This window comes from Aureibaculum flavum (genome assembly GCF_016406085.1).
Classification (GTDB): domain Bacteria; phylum Bacteroidota; class Bacteroidia; order Flavobacteriales; family Flavobacteriaceae; genus Aureibaculum; species Aureibaculum flavum.
This window is the reverse complement of the sequence record NZ_JAEHFJ010000004.1, coordinates 187,113-204,654: the sequence shown is the minus strand read 5'-3', so window position 1 is coordinate 204,654 and position 17,542 is coordinate 187,113. Positions and strand designations below refer to the sequence as shown.

Sequence of the window (17,542 nt, the reverse complement as noted above, 5' to 3'; positions counted from 1 at the left end):
TTTACAATTAACTATAACTAAACCTCTCCAAATGATGAAAAAACAAATTCTAAACATTTTATTTCTAGTTTTTTTCTTTGCTGTCGGAACCTTTTTCTTACAGGCACAAGAAGAAAATAGTATCTTAAAAGAACTGGAAGAAATAGCAGTCGTTGATCAAAAAGTGATGATGCCAATGCGTGACGGAATTCGGCTAGCAACAGATATTTATCGGCCTAAAGGTGATGGTAAATACCCGATTATATTTTCACGAACGCCTTACAATTTTAACTCATGGGGTGATGGAGAACAACGCACAAGAACAGCTAATAATGCATTATCTGCAATTAAACGTGGTTACGCTTATGTAGTACAAAATGAACGAGGAAGATATTATTCTGAAGGTGAATGGGATATTTTAGGTGTACCCTTAACAGATGGTTATGATGCCTTTAGCTGGATGAAAGATCAAGAATGGTCTAATGGAAAAATAGGAACTATCGGTTGTTCTTCAACTGCAGAATGGCAAATGGCGGTTGCCGCTTTAGATCATCCTTCACATGCCGCAATGATTCCACAAGGTTATGGAGCAGGAGTTGGTAAAGTGGGGCCATTTAATGAGCAAGGTAATTGGTATAGAGGAGGCGTAGAGCAAATGCTCTTTTTTTCTTGGTTATACGGTGTTGAGCACGATAAATTTAAACCTAGAATACCTGCTGGAGCTACACAGGAAGATTTAATTAGAATTTCTAGATTTTATGATTTAGCTCCTGAAAATCCGAAAGTAGATATGGCAGAAGCATTAAATCATTTACCACTACAAGACATTTTAAAAAACATACATGGTAAAAAGGAAATTTTTGATAAAATGATACGTAGAACCCCTAATCATCCAGATTGGGCTAAAGGTGGTATTTATCAAGCCGATGATAATTTCGGAGTTCCAAGTTTTTGGTTTGCGTCTTGGTATGATGTTTCTGTTGGACCAAATATAGCTCTATTTAATCATGTTAGAGAACATGGTAAAGATGCTGAAGTTAGAGATAATCAATATTTAGTTATTGCTCCCACAATGCATTGCGGGTACACGAGAGCTAAAGAAAATACGGTGGTTGGAGAGCGTTCTGTTGGTGATGCCAGACTAAATTATGAAGAACAGATATATGCTTGGTTCGATTTATGGTTGAAAGGAGAAAAAAATGATTTTAAAGAAAAAACGCCTCGGGTTCAGTATTACACCATGGGTATCAATAAATGGCAATCTTCTGAGACTTTTCCACCACAAGGTACTAAACTTTTCACATATTACCTGAATAGTGCAGGTAAGGCAAATACTTTAAATGGAGATGGCGTCTTAGCCACTAAAAAACCGAGTAGTAAAGATCAGCCTGACGGATTTACATATGATCCAATGAGCCCTGTTAATTCTTATGGTGGTAATGTTTGTTGCACAGGAAATGCTGTAAAAGGAGGAGCATTTGATCAAAGTGAAATGGAAAAAAGAGACGATATCTTAGTATATACCTCTGACCCTTTAAAAAAAGGTATCGAAGTGAGTGGATTTATAGAATCTACACTTTATGTATCTTCTGACGCAAAGGATACTGATTTTACCATCAAAATTATTGATGTGTATCCTGATGGAAAGGCCTATAACTTAGATGAAACAATTCAACGTGTTAGATATAGAGAAGGTTATGATAAAGAAGTGTTTATGGAAAATGGTAAAGTTTACGAAGTAAATTTAAGTCCGATGACCACGAGTAATTATTTTGAAAAAGGACATCGTATTCGTATAGAGATTTCAAGTAGTAATTTTCCTCGTTTTGCAAGAAACTTGAATACAGGTGGTAAAAATTACGATGAAACAGAAGGTGTTGTAGCTCATAATAAGATCCATCATTCTAGACAATACCCGTCTCACATTAAACTACCTATCGTATTAAAATAAAGTCTTCGTTTTTTGAAGTATAAAAGTATAGACTTATAGTATTGATTTGTTATTTTTTAGCAAATTGATTTATTTAATTTAAAAACGTAAAATAGTTTGGCTGTATAGCTATACATGTTTTGCGTTTTTTTATCTTTGATCTCTTCAACGATAATTTTATAATTGCATTAGCTATTGATAATAAAATTTTTGCAATAGAACTAAAACTATAATAAAAGTGCAAAAGAACGATCCTTACGCAGCATTGCGTTTTAAAGAGTTTAATATATTTTTAGTAATGCGTTTTGCGATGGTATTTGCTTGGTCCATGCAATTTGTAGTTATCGAATGGCAGGTATATAGTTTAACTAAAGATCCACTTTCATTAGGGATTATTGGTTTAATGGAAGTGATTCCAGCCGTTTCCTTAGCTCTGTTTGCAGGACATATTGTAGATCAAAAAGAGAAGAAAGGACTGCTACTTAAATGTCTATTGGCTTTTTCGGTTATTAGTTTTGGCTTGTTTTTACTAACATGGCCAGAAGTAGTTTTAGGTTGGTCTTCCAATAAAATTTTGTATTCTATTTATTTTTTAGTCTTTTTAGGTGGATTTATTCGTGCCTTTTTAGGACCAACCATTTTTTCTCTATTTGCGTTAATTGTTCCAAAAAAAATATATCCTAATGCCGCAACATGGAGTAGTTCTGTTTGGCAAATGGGTGTTGTTCTTGGCCCAGCGTTGGCCGGATTTTCTATCAATTGGATTGGTGTACATTGGTCGTTGTGTCTCGTTTTTGCGTTTTCAATAATAGCACTAATCAGTTTGTCTTTTATTTCTAAAAAACCGATATTAAATCCCAAAATTGGTGAAAATGTATTTAAAAGCTTAAAAGAAGGAATCAAGTTTGTGTATTCAACTAAAGTAATTTTAGGTGCCATAACCTTAGATATGATCGCTGTTTTATTTGGAGGTGCCGTAGCTTTATTACCCATTTTTGCACAAGATATTTTGCATGTTGGCTCAGAAGGATTTGGTATTCTAAGAGCGTCTCCGGCAGTAGGAGCATTATTGATCATGTTTACCTCGGCCTATTTTCCTTTAACAAAAAATGCAGGTATGAAATTATTAGCTGCCATATTTGGATTTGGCATTTGTATTATCGTCTTTGGCTTGTCTTCTTGGTTTTGGATTTCAGTTGTAGCCCTCTTTTTAAGTGGCGTAACAGATGGTATTTCTATGATTATTAGACAAACCATTTTACAATTAAAAACACCCGACCATATGCGTGGTAGAGTAGCATCTGTAAATTCAATGTTTGTTGGCTCTTCTAATGAGTTAGGGGCGTTCGAAAGTGGACTTACAGCAAAACTTATGGGTACGGTAACTGCGGTTGTATTTGGAGGAGCCATGACTTTACTTACCGTTGGTATGACTGGGGCTTTCTTTCCTAAATTGAGAAAACTAGACCTTCGTAAAGATATTGAAGAACATGAAAAGGAGTAAAATTTAGTTTTGATCTCATTCATATATTTTTTTGAAATTAGATTTAAATAAGACCTTCAAAATTACTTATATCAGTACCTTTGGCAACCTTAAAATCTTTGATGTCAACTACAAATAAATTCTCCTTCGTAAATCCAAATAAAGTTCCATTTTTTTATGGGTATATCGTTTTGTTTATCGGTACTATTGGTGTTTGGGCGAGTATACCAGGTCAAACAGTTGGTGTATCTGTATTTACAGATCCTGTTAAAGATGCCTTAGGACTTACCAGAAATCAGTTTAGTAATGCCTATATGATAGGTACTTTTATGAGTTCCTTTTTTGTGGCAAGGGCAGGTGTACTTTTTGATAAATATGGGGCTCGGTATGTTGCATTCTTTGCGGCCATAGTCTTAGCTATATCTTTATTATTAGCTTCCGTTTCGGTTTCAATTAGTGAATTCTTTAAGACGTTACTCAACAATACCTCTTGGATTATTCCATTTTCAGTAATTTCTTTATTGTTTTTTATGATAAGGTTTAGTGGACAAGGGGTACTAACCATGGCTTCTAGAAATATGATTATGATATGGTTTGATAAGAACCGAGGTAAAGTTAATGCTTTAAGTAGTGTTGCGGTTTCACTCGGGTTTTCTAGCTCTCCTATACTACTCAATAAGCTTATTGATGATAATGGATGGCAACTCAGTTGGCAACTTATAGCTATTTGTTTGTTGATTTTTAGCTTTTTCATTTTACAATTCTATAGAAATAATCCTGAAGATTTTAACATGATACCCGATGGTTCTAAAATAGTAGAGGATAAGGTAAAAGTAAAAAAAGTAGAACATCAATTTACATTAAAAGAAGCAAAAGAAACACGAGCATTTTGGGTGTTCGGACTTACATTAGCATTTAATAGTTTTTTTATCACAGGATTTACTTTTCATATCGTATCCATATTCGCAAATCATGATTATTCTAAAAGTGAGGCTATTTCCATTTTTTTACCCATATCAATTATAGCTATTTCTGTAGGAACGCTTTTTAATATTTTAAGCGATTATGTGCGTCAAAAACTATTACTTTACCTGATGTTGTTTAGCGGGTTGTTAGCAACTGTTGGGTTGTTGTTACTCGGTAATTCAGTTGGAATTTATGTATTAGTTATAGGTTTAGGAGGTATGGGCGGTATGTTTTCAGTAATCAATGCAGTGTCATGGCCTAGATATTATGGCAGATTACATCTAGGGGCTATTAGTGGTAAAATAATGAGTTTTTTAGTGATTGCAAGTGCCGTTGCTCCGAGCTTGTTTAGCTATAGCTATACCACTTTGGGATCTTACAGTTATATCAGTTATCTTAATATTATTTTTTTGATAACGCTTATCATAGCATCTATAAAAGCTAAAAATCCTCAGTAATATCTGTACTGTTATATTAAATAGCATTATATTTATCATTCAAATTAAAAAAGTAAAACAGTACTATGCAATCATATTCAATAGAAGAAATTAATAATATATTGGACGGAGAGCTTGTAGGAAATACAACTTCTCAAATTACAGGTCCAGAACAACTAGATAAAGCTGAAAATAACCACATAACATTCATAGGGAGTACAAAATATATTAAATTTTGGGATTCATCAAAGGCTTCAGCAGCCATTGTAAATGAAAAGTTCAATGTTGAACCCGGAGAGAATCGTGCCTTAATAAAAGTGAAAAATGCAGATTTGGCCATGGCAAAACTTTTAGAAATTTTTAATCCTCCACCTCCAGTTTTTGATATTGATATCCATCCTACGGCAGTGGTACATGAAACTGCAAAACTGGGCAAAGGTTGTCAAATAGGAGCAGGGTGTTATATAGGTAAAGATGTAGTTCTGGCAGATGGTGTTATTTTATATCCAAATGTTACCATAATGGATGAAACCACTATTGGTGCACATACCATTGTTTGGTCAGGTACAGTTATTAGAGAACGTACAGAAATTGGTGCTTACTGTATCTTTCATACCAATGTGAGTATTGGAGCCGATGGTTTCGGTTACAGACCAAGTGATGATGGTAGAGGGTTGGTAAAAATTCCGCAAATTGGTAATGTAATTATTGGTAATGGTGTTGAAATAGGAGCGAATAGTTGTGTAGATAGAGGTAAATTTAGCTCAACCATCATCGGAGATGGATGTAAAATTGATAATTTAGTACAGATAGCTCATAACTGTGTTATGGGCAGATCATGTATAATGGCTGGCCATAGTGGCTTGGCCGGTTCAGTTACCTTGGGGGATGGTGTTATTATAGGAGGTAGTGCTTCTATTAAAGATCATACTACCATTCATTCAGGTGCAACTATTGGTGCTGGATCTGGTGTTATGGGCGATGTAGCAGCAGGAAAAATAATGCTTGGTTACCCTGCTACAGAATCTAGAGAAATGCTAAAACAATGGGTCGCTTTACGAAAATTAGCAAAGCAATAAGTGAAATCGAAAAAAAATTGCAATAAATTCACTATCTTTGCAGTGTAACAGCTTGAAAAAGCATTAAAACAGTTTGTAGATAAAGAATGGCAAGAGCACAAGAAACCTTTGGAAAAAAAGAACGAGAAAAAAAGAGATTAAAAAAACGCGAAGATAAAAAAAAGCGTAAAGAAGCCCGTAAATCTGGTGAAAAAGACGATACATTTGTATATGTTGATGAATTTGGGCAGCTTACAGATACACCGCCAGACCCGGCAAGAAAGTTAAAAGTCGCTGCTGCGGATATTGTTGTTGGTGTACCTAAGAAAGAGGATTACGAAGAAGAAGATCCAATCAGGAAAGGAAAGGTTAATTTCTATGACGATAAGAAAGGTTTTGGGTTTATTGTAGATATGGAGAATAATGAAAAATACTTCTGTCACGTAAGTGGTTTAATAGATGATATTCAAGAAAATGATAAAGTAACTTTTGAACTTGAAAAAGGACAAAAAGGTCTAAATGCAGTTAGAGTAAAACAGCAATAGGCGAAGATTATAACCTTAAAAAAAAGCCCGATGAGTTTCTCATTGGGTTTTTTTATGCTTTTTATTTAGGTCTATGACCATCCACAATTTTAATGATGTTACAGGTATTGCGTTTTATTTAATTAAAAGAAATGTAGCCAACAGCGTATGGGCCAGTTGTGATTCGCATTTAGAGGCTATTTTAAAGTTATTAGGCCTTTAATACCTTTCATGTCATTATGCAAATAGAGCTGTTTAAACTAATTGATATGTGCCAAGCCTTATTTTTTCAAATGTGAAGCAAAAAAAAATACCTGATGAAAATTTCATCAGGCATTTTAAATAATTTATTTAATGAGCTTATTCTTTGTCAGCCATTAATGCGAAGAATTTATCAATATTTGGCATAATAACGATACGAGTTCTTCTGTTTTTTGCTCTGTTCTCTTTAGAATCATTTTCAACTAAAGGTTGGTAGCTACTTCTTCCTGAAGCAATTAATCTTGCAGGATCAACTTTAAATTTATCTTGCATTCTTCTAACTAAAGAAGTTGCACGTAATACACTTAAGTCCCAGTTGTCTTTAATAGCACCTGTATTGATAGTTCTAGAATCTGTATGACCTTCAACCATTAAATCTAAGCTAGGCTCAGAAGCTAATAAATCAGCAATTTTTTGTAAAATACCATCTGCTTTACTATTCATTCTATAGCTAGCAGTTCTAAACAATAAATTGTCAGCAATAGTAATCATTACTACAGTTTCGTTAATGTTAATATCAACTTCTCCGTTAGTATCTTCACCTAATTCGCTACCTGCCATTGTTTTCTTTAAATTATAAGAAACCGCAAGATTCATAGAATCTTTTAATGTTTTCGCACCTTTAACAGCATCTGAATCCATTTTTGAGATGGTAGCTCTCATTTGTTTTTTTGCTTCTGTAGAGATAACACTTCCATCAGAAGTAGTTAACTTAGCATCACTTTCTTCTTTAAGGGCATTTATTTTTGAATTATAAGCATCAACTTTTGCTTCAATTGCAGCAAATTTAGATTGTAATTCATCTTTTTCAATTGCAGTTTTGTGCAATTCACCTTTAATTTGGTCTCTGTCTTGTTCAAGTGCAACATATTTCTTTTTTGATACACATGCAGACAATAATACCATTGTCAATAATAATACTGATACTTTTCTCATAATTTAATGTTTTTAATTTAACTTAGAGTTTAACTAGTGTTTTTTTGTAGGTGCAAATTTATAATAAACTATGAATTAAACAATTATAATTAATAAGTTTTATTAAAAACAGTTCTAAATTTAATAGACTGAAAAATAAGTAGTTACAAGATCTTGTCGTTAATAACATTTTGCTCATGTACTCTTAATTTTAGGAAAGAGTTCAAAAACAGCCCTATTACGGGTGTATTTAAAATTTTGCATAGGGTGCTATTACAATCAATTATAAGATGACTTATGATGGAATTTATTTATAAGACTGTTCAATAATTTGAAACACCTATTATAATATGGAGTTTTCACATTAAAAATAAAATCTATTTAAATTGAATCCAGTATCTTAGTCCTGTTTTGAGTACGAATATGTCTTATGAAATCGAAACTTTAAATTTGTTTAGCAGATGATACCTTTTTATGGTTAAAGACGCAACAATAATAGCATTAGCTTGGCCAGACACCAAAGTCATTCAAGAAGGTAAATGGTATGATATCCCTATGAAATGGGTTGGAGTGCTGAAAGATGGGTATTATTCAGCTGGTCATGCCGCATTTTTACTTATTAACCATAACAATAAGGAGGTCCATTATTTTGATTTTGGAAGATACCAAACACCAATAAAATATGGAAGGGTAAGGAGTAAACTGACCGATCCAGATATTCAAATGAATATAAAAGCAGAAATTAAGAATGGAGAGATTCTCAATTTAGACCAATTATTGTTTGATAGATATCGTAATAAAGCTTGTCATGGTGATGGAAGATTGTTGGCCTCAATTGTTAAGGGGATTAATTTTGAACGTGCTTTTAAAAAAATAAAAGCAATGCAGGATTGTGAAGCCATAAGCTATGGCCCATTTGAATGGAAGGGAACAAATTGTTCCCGATTTGTAGTACAAGTCGTTTTAGCTTCTTCAAAAAATTGGGTAACTAAATTATTAATAAGAGTTCCGTATACCATTTCAGCGACACCAAGGTCAAATGCTAAAGTATTGAATGATTTACCACATTTTTTTGAAGTGATTGATAATGAAATTTATAAGAAGAAAAGCAAGTTTTATTTTTTCAAAAAATGGTTTTTAAATTAAGAAACATATGAATATAATATTTTAATAAAGAGGTAGAGAATGATAATTTTTAAAGAATTACAATGGAATTAACGGGAACACTCTTACCACCGATTTTACCAAATGCCATTCCTGAAAATTCAAAATGGTTATCTGGGCAAGGAGCCGGATGTTGGTTTAGTATAGAAACAAAAACTCTTAGCAATACATATAGAATAGTAAGATATACACCTCAAGGTGTTGTTGATTGTGATCGCATGTTTAAAATGGTTGACAATGGATCTGTTTTTAAAATAGAACAACCGTATGTATTTGTCCATGTTTCACATTGCAACAAGTGTAAGATTAAACAGAACACTAAGCTATTTATTTTTAATTATCATATAAATGTCGATTCGTTGTAGATTAATGTATAATTTTATCGCGAATTATTTTAATCGATGACCAAACCCAACAACAAAGTACTTATAGTATTAGCTTTTTTTTCAATTTATGTAATTTGGGGCTCTACCTATTTACTAAACAAAATTGCGGTAACAGAGCTTCCTCCATTTAAATTAGCAGCGATCCGGTTTTTAGTAGCAAGCATACTTATTTTTATAATCGCTAAAATTTTGGGTATAGGTATTGCAATTACGAGAAAACAGTTTAAAAATACGGTAATAGCCGGATTCTTATTCTTAACTTTTGGAAATGGAGTAGTGGTGTGGGCTTTAAAATATGTAGATAGTGGCTTTGCTGCTCTAGAAATTTCTGCTCAACCACTCGTTGTACTTTTATTAATGCGATTTTTTGAAAGGAAAAAGATTCAACCGATGTCTATTGTAGGAATTGTTCTAGGTATGATAGGAATGTACTTATTAGTCAGTCAAACAGAAATAATTAGTAATGAAAATACAATCATAGGCCTATTAATGATATTTGCTTGTATGATAAGTTGGGGATACAGTAGCATATTTGTAGCCAAAGCCGATTTACCAAGTAATTTTTTTGTAAATACAGGATATCAAATGCTAGCTGGTGGAACTATGTTACTTATTGCCAGTTTTCTATTTGGAGAACAATGGACCAATCCAATAGAATGGAGTGGTAAAGTGCAATTCTCAATGCTCATTTTAATTACTTTTGGCAGTATAGTGGCATTTACATCTTTTAACTACCTTTTAAAAAATGTTTCCCCTGAGAAGGTAGCAACGTCTACGTATGTCAATCCTATTATTGCGTTACTTTTAGGTTGGTACTTTTTAGAGGAACAAATAACGAAGCAATCTATTATTGCAGCTATTGTACTTTTAACAGGTGTATACTTTATTAATACTACAAAGAAATTGACTAGGTATTCTAGATTTAGAAAATAGCATTATCAATTTTTTTTATAGTGAGTCTTTTAAGATCTCAATACGTTTGTATCTTTTAACTACTTTTTTTTGAGCTAAAGATTTAAGCATTAAAGTTAATTCAATAATTTTTTATAGCGTAATTTTACTTGTTAAAGTAGGGAATACTCAATTAGCACTATTCTATTTGAAAGACAAAAATAAAAGTATTAAAAGTCGCATACTAAGAGGTGTAGGTAAACTATGTCTTGGTCTTGTGGTACTATTTATTTTGCTTATTTTATTTATTCGTAGTAAATGGGGACAAGACATCATCGTAAATAAGGTTGTCACATATGTTTCAGAAAAAACACACACTAAAGTTGAAATAGACAAATTATACATCACTTTTGGTGGAAACATCATGCTCAACGGACTTTATTTAGAGGATACTAAAGGTGATACGTTGGTGTATTCCAATTCCCTCGAAGCCAACATGCCTCTTTGGTCAATTATTAATGGAAAGGGGATAGGTATTGATAATTTGGAATGGAATGGGCTTAAGGCAAATATTATTCGAAAAGATTCTCTTGAAGGGTATAATTTTCAGTTTTTGATAGATGCTTTCGCTACTGAGAATGCTGAAGTTGAGAACGATACGACTTCAGGACCTTTGAAGATCATAATTGAATCGGTCGATTTAAATACGGTTGACATTATCTTTAATGATGGCGTTTTAGGCATTGAAAGTCATTTTGTACTCGGAAATTTATCCCTAGCTATGGCTAACGTCGATATAGAAAAAATGGATTTTCGGACTGCATCCATCAACCTAAAAGATGCAACTATTAAATATACCCAATATCCTGTTCTGCCATCAATGTCCAACGAGAACAATGATTTACCTTTTTTAGCTGTTGATAAATTAAATCTGAATAATGTCGTTGCAGATTATAATTCAGAAGTTGATCATAGTCGTTATCATATCAACATTGCACAACTTCGAACAGAAATTCCAAAAATTGATTTAACCAATAATACATTGGAAATTGTAAGATTCCAACTAGATGACTCTAAAATTTTAATAAACACAACGACTGCTAATAAAATTACCGTTAAAAATGATGGTCCCATAGTTGCAACGACATTTGAATGGCCAAATTTTAAAATAAATGTAGGTTATCTCACTATGAAAAATAATACATTTAGCTATGTAAATAACAATGCGATTCCTAAAAATGGAGTTTTTAATGGTGATGCAATTGTTCTTAATAATCTTACTTTTCAAGGAAAAGAAATTTTCCTAAAGGATAAAGAGGTTGGTTTTAATATTGAAAATTTCAATTTTAATGAAGCTTCTGGAAATCAACTAAAAACACTTCAACTAAACGCTAATGTATCAGATAATTCGCTTTCAGTCAATAGTTTTAATTTATCATTAAACGATAATAGACTTCAAGGCAACACGAAATTAAATTTTAATAGCTTGGCTTCTTTCATCAAAGAACCAGATGATGCACAGCTTACCGTTAATATCCCAACTTTTCAGTTTGATATAAAGGATGTTTATCAATTTCAACCAGAGTTGCGTAAGAATGAAATTTTTCAATTACTTTCAAAACAATATTTTAATGGAAATATTGAAGCTTCTGGTACATTATCGTCGTTAACTATTCCAACAATAAAAGTAAACTGGGGAAAGGAAACTGAATTATCACTAACTGGGCAATTAGAAAATGTTACGGACATTGATAAGTTGCAATTTGATATTTTACAGTTTAACGCTCAAACCAATAAAAAAAGCCTATCGCTATTTGTAAATGAAGATAGTTTGGGAATCAGTTTTCCTAAATTAGTTGTTCTAAAAGGGAATACTAAAGGAAGTATAAATGACATCAATACCAGTATCGCATTAAACACTACGCAAGGAAAAGCCAACCTTAAAGGTCATTTTAATAATGAGAATGAATTGGCATTTGATGCAGATCTTAAAATTGATAATTATGAGCTAGGCAATTTGTTAAATGATAGTAAATTAGGTGGACTAACGGCAAGTGTTACTGCAAAAGGAAATGGAAGGAATATCAATCATCTCGATGGGGAAATATTAGCTACCATAGAACATTTTGGTCTTAATAATTATGAAATTAAAGACTTAATAATCGACGGGAAATTTAAAGACGGACTTGGGGAAATCATATCAAATTATAAAAATGATAACTTAAATCTCAATTTACTTGCAGACCTGAGGTTGGATTCTATTTCACCACAAGTTTCCTTAGATTTAGACATCATTGGAGCAGATTTGCAAGCTTTAGGTATTATGCAACGTAATGTGCGAACAGGGTTAAAACTCAATGCTAATTTTAAGGGGAATTCAGATAAATTCAAGTTGAAGGCAAGTGTTGAAGATGGTGTAGTGTTCTATGATGACAAATCATATGTACTTGGTGGCGTTACTATAAACGCATTTGTTGATACAGATACGACTTCAGCGACCGTAAAAAATAAGGTTTTGAATTTTGAATTACATTCCAATAGCAATCCTCAAAATTTCACAACTTCCATAGAACAACATTTGTCAAGCTATTTTTATAGAGATACTATGGTTGCAGATTCGATAAAAAAACCTGTGAATTTGGTACTGAACGGTAAGATCAGTCAAGCTCCTATTTTAAACGAAGTATTGTTGCTCAATTTAAAAGAGTTGGACACCATAGATGTTGCTGTTAATTTTAATGAAAAAGCTAGAAAATTAAAAGCCAAAATTACTGCACCGCATATTAATTATGCTGGAAATGAGATTGATAGCTTAGCCTTTAATATCAATACAGAAATGGACAAGTTTGTATTTGATTTGGGTTTTAAAGAAATCAATAGTGGTCCACTTGCCATCAAAAAAACGAGCATTACGGGAAATCAAGTAAATAATGAACTGGCGTTAAGTTTCACTTCTTTCTATGACCAAAAAAAATTGATAAATATTGAATCTACAATTACCGGCCATCGAGATTCCTTACGTTTTCACGTGTTGAACGATAATCTTATTTTGAATAAAAATAAATGGGAAACACCTAATTCCAACGAAATTCTAATTAACAACAACAAATTATCTTTTAATGATTTTAAGTTTAGCAGAAATGGCGAAGCTGTGGCTATTACAGATGTTGTAAGCAGTTCCAACAAGGATAGAATTGATATCAATTTCGACAATTTTAAACTTAACAAAATCATTAATTACTTAAATCCCGAAAATGAAATAGCTTCTGGGGTTCTAAATGGTGATTTTAGCGTTGAAAATCCTTTTGAAGATTTGGGAATTGTAACGGATTTAAAAATTCAGCAATTGAAATTTTTAAACGTTGATTTGGGAACTTTGTCTTTAGATGCAAAATCGGGAGAGAACAATAAGTATGACTTTAATGTTGGTCTAAATGGTGGGGAAGTAGATTTGACATTGAAAGGTGATTTTCTAGCAGATAATATTGCACCTCAAATAAATCTAGATGTAGAAATTAATAAATTCAATATAAAAGCCATAGAAGGGTTTACCGAAGGTGAAGTAAGCAACACTTCAGGCTATTTTTCTGGAAGTTTTAATTTGAAAGGGAGTTTAGATAAGCCCGAATATTTAGGGAAAATTGCATTTAACAATGCCAATTTAAAAATCACACAACTCAACGAAAGTTTCACCTTAGACAATGATGAGTTAAACATAGAAAACAAAGGCTTGTACGTGGATAACTTTACTATTCAAGATGAAAATAAAAATACTTTTATGCTTTCGGGCTTTATTGGTACTGAAAGTTTTAGCAATCCAACGTTCGATTTAAAAATAAATGCCAAAAATTTTCAAGTCATTAACGCTACAAAAGAAGACAATGATTTAGTGTATGGCAAAGCAGTTTTTGATGCCGACGGCACTATTAAAGGCAATTTGGAAATCCCAAAAATAGATTTGAACCTAAACGTAGGTTCGGAAACAGACATTACCTATATATTACCATCGGCAGCGGTAAATATTGAAGAACAAGACGGTGTGGTTATTTTTGTAAACCGAGAAAATCCTGATGCCATATTAACACGAACAGAAGAAGAATCCGTAAAAATTACCGGTTTTGATGTCAATGCGAATTTAAAAGTAGATAAAAGTGCAAAAGTAAAGGTAATCATTGATGCCGAAACAAATGATAATTTTCAAGTTTCTGGAAACGGGGATCTTAAGTTGAAAATGAGTCCAAATGGTTCCGTAAACTTAACTGGAGTTTATGAAATTGCTAATGGTCATTATGAAATGAACTTATACAATATCGTAAATAGAAAGTTTGAATTAACGTCAGACAGTCGTATTAGTTGGTATGGAGATCCATTTGATGCTAAATTAGATGTTAAGGCATTGTATAAAATAGACGCATCAGCATCACCATTAATGGCATCGCAGACAACTAGTTCTGACGCATCTATAAAAAGCCAATATCAGGAAGTATTGCCATTTTATGTCTATCTGAATGTTGATGGTGAGCTAATGCAACCTGAGATTTCCTTTGAATTAGATATGCCAGAGGAAGAACAAGGTGCTATAAGTGGACAAGTATATGCACGCGTTCAACAAGTCAATAAGCAAGAAAACGAACTGAATCAACAAGTCTTTTCATTATTAGTATTAAGTAGATTTTATCCACAGTCTGATAGTGATGGAAGCAGTGGTGGTTTTGCTTCAATTGCTAGAAATAATCTAAATGATGCACTTTCTGATCAATTGAATGTATTTTCAGACAAATTATTAGGTGATACAGGTGTTGAACTCAATTTTGGTTTAGATAGTTATACCGATTACCAAGGTGATTCTCCAGAAGACCGGACACAATTAGAAGTTGCGGCTAAGAAAAAACTATTTAATGATCGTTTAATTGTAAGTGTTGGTAGTGATATTGATATAGAAGGAAGTAGCAGTTCAGACGAATCTACTCCAATTATTGGTAATGTAAGTGTAGAATATTTATTAACTGATAATGGAAGATATCGGCTTAAAGGATTTAGAAAAAATGAATTTGAAAATGTAATTGATGGTCAAACTATTATTAGTGGTATTGCATTAATTTTTACTCAAGAATTTAATAAGTTTGATGAGCTCTGGTATGCTCTATTGCACGGTCAGACTAAAGTTGAAAAATCAGATAAAAATAAAAAGGAAAAGAAACAAAATTGAGATATAAACATAAAAATATAGCTATAATACAATTTATTAAAACGAATATTTTAATAAAACACTATATAGGATTTATGCTTTCTATGCTATTGATTCTATTTCAATCATGTAGTATACAAAAATATATTCCCAATAATGAACGACTCTACAAAGGTGCTTCCATTGATATAAAATCAGATAGTATCGTTAAAAATGAAAAGGCCTTAGAAGAAAATCTAAAAACGGCCATTCAAAAAAAAACAAATAAAAAGGTTTTAGGATGGTATTATGGTTTGTATTATCATTTCAAATCTCAAAATAAAAACCCAGGATTTATTAACCGATGGCTAAATAAAAAAATAGGAGAGGAACCAGTATATCAATCAGATGTAAATGCTACTGCTATTAAAGAAGTGCTGATAAACCGACTAGAAAATAATGGATTTTATTACAATAACCTTACCTCTAATTGGACTAGTAATGATAAGAAAAAAACAGCGACAATCGATTATAATATTACTGTTCAGCAACCCTATAGAATGGAAAGCTATCAATTAGATACACTGCAACCTCCAATTTATAAAGAAATGCAAGGGTACCTATCGGATACGCCTTTTAAAAAGGATATGCGTTTTAATTTATCTTTTTTAAAATTAGAAAGAGACCGTATAGACAATGGTTTGAAAATGAAAGGTTACTACAATTTTAACTCTAATTTTTTAATTTTTGAAGCGGATACAAATAGATATAAAGACAAACGGTTTGATTTATTTTTAAAATTAAAAAAAGATGTCCCTAAAAAAGCAATAGTACCGTATAGAATCTCTAAAATTAATATCTATTCAAATTATGATCTCCAACAAGATTCATTACCGAATACTGTTATTCGTTATAATAATAAAAACTTCATTGAGCAAAGACCCTATTTTAAAACGAAATTCCTCGACCCTTATATTACTTTAAAAGAAGGGGAGTTATACAATCCGCAAACATCAAAAAATACGGCAAGACGATTGTCCACCATTGGTTCTTATAAATTTGTAAATATTCAGTACAACCAATTGGATACTATTGCTAAAAATGATAGCATCGGATTTTTAGAAACTAATATTTTTCTTTCCCCGTTAAATAAAAGGGCATTTAAAGCCTCATTAGAAGCCGTGTCTAAATCGAATAATTTTGCTGGCCCCACGTTGGCATTTACCTACACAAATAGAAACTTGTTTGAAGGTGGAGAAATCTTGAATCTTAGTTCAAATATTGGATATGAATGGCAAATTGCAGGAGGAAACAGTAATGGAACAAGCATTCTTCAATTAGGATTATCATCTGAATTAATCTACCCAAGAATCATTTTTCCAATAAAAATAAGTAGCAATTACTTTAAATATGCTATCCCTAAGACAAAAATGAGTTTAGGGTTGGATTATTTACAAAGAACGCAATTATATACTTTAGTATCAGGTACAGCACAATTTGGATATTTATGGAATGCCAATAGATACGTTACGCATGAAATTATTCCAATTTCAACTACGTACACTCAATTGTCTAATACCACAGAAGCATTTGACGAAATACGCTCTGAAAATGAGTATTTGAGTAGTAGTTTTGATCAAGAATTTATTTCTGGACTCAATTATTCGTTTACCTATAATGAGATGGTAGACAGTAAGAAAACCCATCAATTCTATGTCAATTCCACATTAGACATTGTGGGTAATTCTATAAGTTTATTTGGTAAAAATAATGGAGAAGATTCTAAAACGATATTCGGTCTTGAGTTTGCACAATATGCCAAAGCTGATCTTGACTTACATTATCACTTTAATTTTGGAAAAGAACAGAAAATTGCAACACGAGTTTTTGCAGGTTACGGTTATGCCTATGGAAATTCTGAGGTATTACCGTTTACAAAGCAATATAATGCTGGTGGACCCTATAGTGTAAGAGCTTTTCAAATTGGGACCTTAGGGCCTGGTCAATATGATGAAGAAGTAGATGGCGGTGATTCTGATTATCTTTTCTATAATTCAGGAAACATTAAACTTGAAGCAAACATCGAATATAGGTTTCCTATCTATTCGTTTGTTAAGGGAGCTGTTTTTGCGGATGCAGGAAATATTTGGACGTCTAAAGAAAATGAGACTTTTCCTAATGGCAAATTCACTGATAATTTTATAAATGAATTAGGTATTGGTGCAGGAATAGGACTTCGTATTGATGTTCAAGGTTTTGTAATTAGATTTGATTTGGCAGCACCCTTTCATGACCCAAAAGAAGATAGTTATAATTTTAAATGGGATGAACCTGTATTCAATTTTGCAATTGGATATCCATTTTAAACCTTTTTATTAAAA

The 17,542-nt window shown here is 32.3% G+C and carries 12 protein-coding genes; 11 read left to right on the top strand and 1 reads right to left on the bottom strand.

The features are described from left to right. Nucleotides 1–31 precede the first annotated feature (31 nt). The 6 genes from JBL43_RS09680 to JBL43_RS20360 all read left to right on the top strand — a co-directional run bounded on the left by JBL43_RS09680 (nucleotide 32) and on the right by JBL43_RS20360 (nucleotide 6,600). Entirely contained in the window at nucleotides 32–1,930 is a 1,899-nt protein-coding gene (locus JBL43_RS09680; RefSeq protein WP_233098746.1) for a CocE/NonD family hydrolase, read from the top strand. 217 nt (nucleotides 1,931–2,147) lie between these two features. Further along, on the top strand, nucleotides 2,148–3,413 hold the full coding sequence (locus tag JBL43_RS09675; protein ID WP_198841248.1) for an MFS transporter: 1,266 nt from the start codon (nucleotides 2,148–2,150) through the stop codon (nucleotides 3,411–3,413). 101 nt (nucleotides 3,414–3,514) lie between these two features. After that, on the top strand, nucleotides 3,515–4,816 hold the full coding sequence (locus JBL43_RS09670) for an MFS transporter (protein ID WP_198841247.1): 1,302 nt from the start codon (nucleotides 3,515–3,517) through the stop codon (nucleotides 4,814–4,816). Between the two features lie 65 nt (nucleotides 4,817–4,881). Continuing rightward, nucleotides 4,882–5,874, top strand: a complete 993-nt coding sequence (gene lpxD / locus JBL43_RS09665; protein WP_198841246.1) for a UDP-3-O-(3-hydroxymyristoyl)glucosamine N-acyltransferase — start codon at nucleotides 4,882–4,884, stop codon at nucleotides 5,872–5,874. 86 nt (nucleotides 5,875–5,960) lie between these two features. Continuing rightward, complete coding sequence (locus tag JBL43_RS09660; RefSeq protein WP_117880768.1) at nucleotides 5,961–6,398, top strand: cold-shock protein; 438 nt, start codon at nucleotides 5,961–5,963, stop codon at nucleotides 6,396–6,398. Nucleotides 6,399–6,471: 73 nt separating this feature from the next. Then, nucleotides 6,472–6,600 (top strand): hypothetical protein, encoded by a 129-nt coding sequence (locus JBL43_RS20360; protein WP_262896267.1) that lies wholly within the window; start codon nucleotides 6,472–6,474, stop codon nucleotides 6,598–6,600. Nucleotides 6,601–6,737: 137 nt separating this feature from the next. Here JBL43_RS20360 and JBL43_RS09655 read toward each other — a convergent pair whose 3' ends face one another. Continuing rightward, nucleotides 6,738–7,574 carry an OmpA/MotB family protein gene (locus JBL43_RS09655; RefSeq protein WP_198841245.1) on the bottom strand — a complete coding sequence of 279 codons (837 nt, stop codon included), beginning with the start codon at nucleotides 7,572–7,574 and terminating at the stop codon, nucleotides 6,738–6,740. A 453-nt stretch (nucleotides 7,575–8,027) separates the two neighbouring features. On the opposite strand from JBL43_RS09655, the gene JBL43_RS09650 reads away from it, so the two are divergent. The 5 genes from JBL43_RS09650 (at nucleotide 8,028) to tamL (ending at nucleotide 17,527) form a co-directional block, all read left to right on the top strand. After that, nucleotides 8,028–8,699, top strand: a complete 672-nt coding sequence (locus tag JBL43_RS09650) for a DUF6695 family protein (RefSeq protein WP_198841244.1) — start codon at nucleotides 8,028–8,030, stop codon at nucleotides 8,697–8,699. A gap of 62 nt (nucleotides 8,700–8,761) precedes the next feature. Then, nucleotides 8,762–9,082, top strand: a complete 321-nt coding sequence (locus JBL43_RS09645; protein ID WP_198841243.1) for a DUF6695 family protein — start codon at nucleotides 8,762–8,764, stop codon at nucleotides 9,080–9,082. A 36-nt stretch (nucleotides 9,083–9,118) separates the two neighbouring features. Further along, nucleotides 9,119–10,036, top strand: a complete 918-nt coding sequence (locus tag JBL43_RS09640; RefSeq protein WP_198841242.1) for an EamA family transporter — start codon at nucleotides 9,119–9,121, stop codon at nucleotides 10,034–10,036. 166 nt (nucleotides 10,037–10,202) lie between these two features. After that, on the top strand, nucleotides 10,203–15,203 hold the full coding sequence (locus JBL43_RS09635; RefSeq protein WP_198841241.1) for a translocation/assembly module TamB domain-containing protein: 5,001 nt from the start codon (nucleotides 10,203–10,205) through the stop codon (nucleotides 15,201–15,203). Further along, nucleotides 15,200–17,527: a translocation and assembly module lipoprotein TamL gene (gene tamL / locus JBL43_RS09630; RefSeq protein WP_498371149.1), complete on the top strand. Its 2,328-nt coding sequence runs from the start codon at nucleotides 15,200–15,202 to the stop codon at nucleotides 17,525–17,527. The genes JBL43_RS09635 and tamL overlap by 4 nt, the downstream gene beginning before the upstream one ends. The last annotated feature ends 15 nt before the right edge of the window (nucleotides 17,528–17,542 follow it).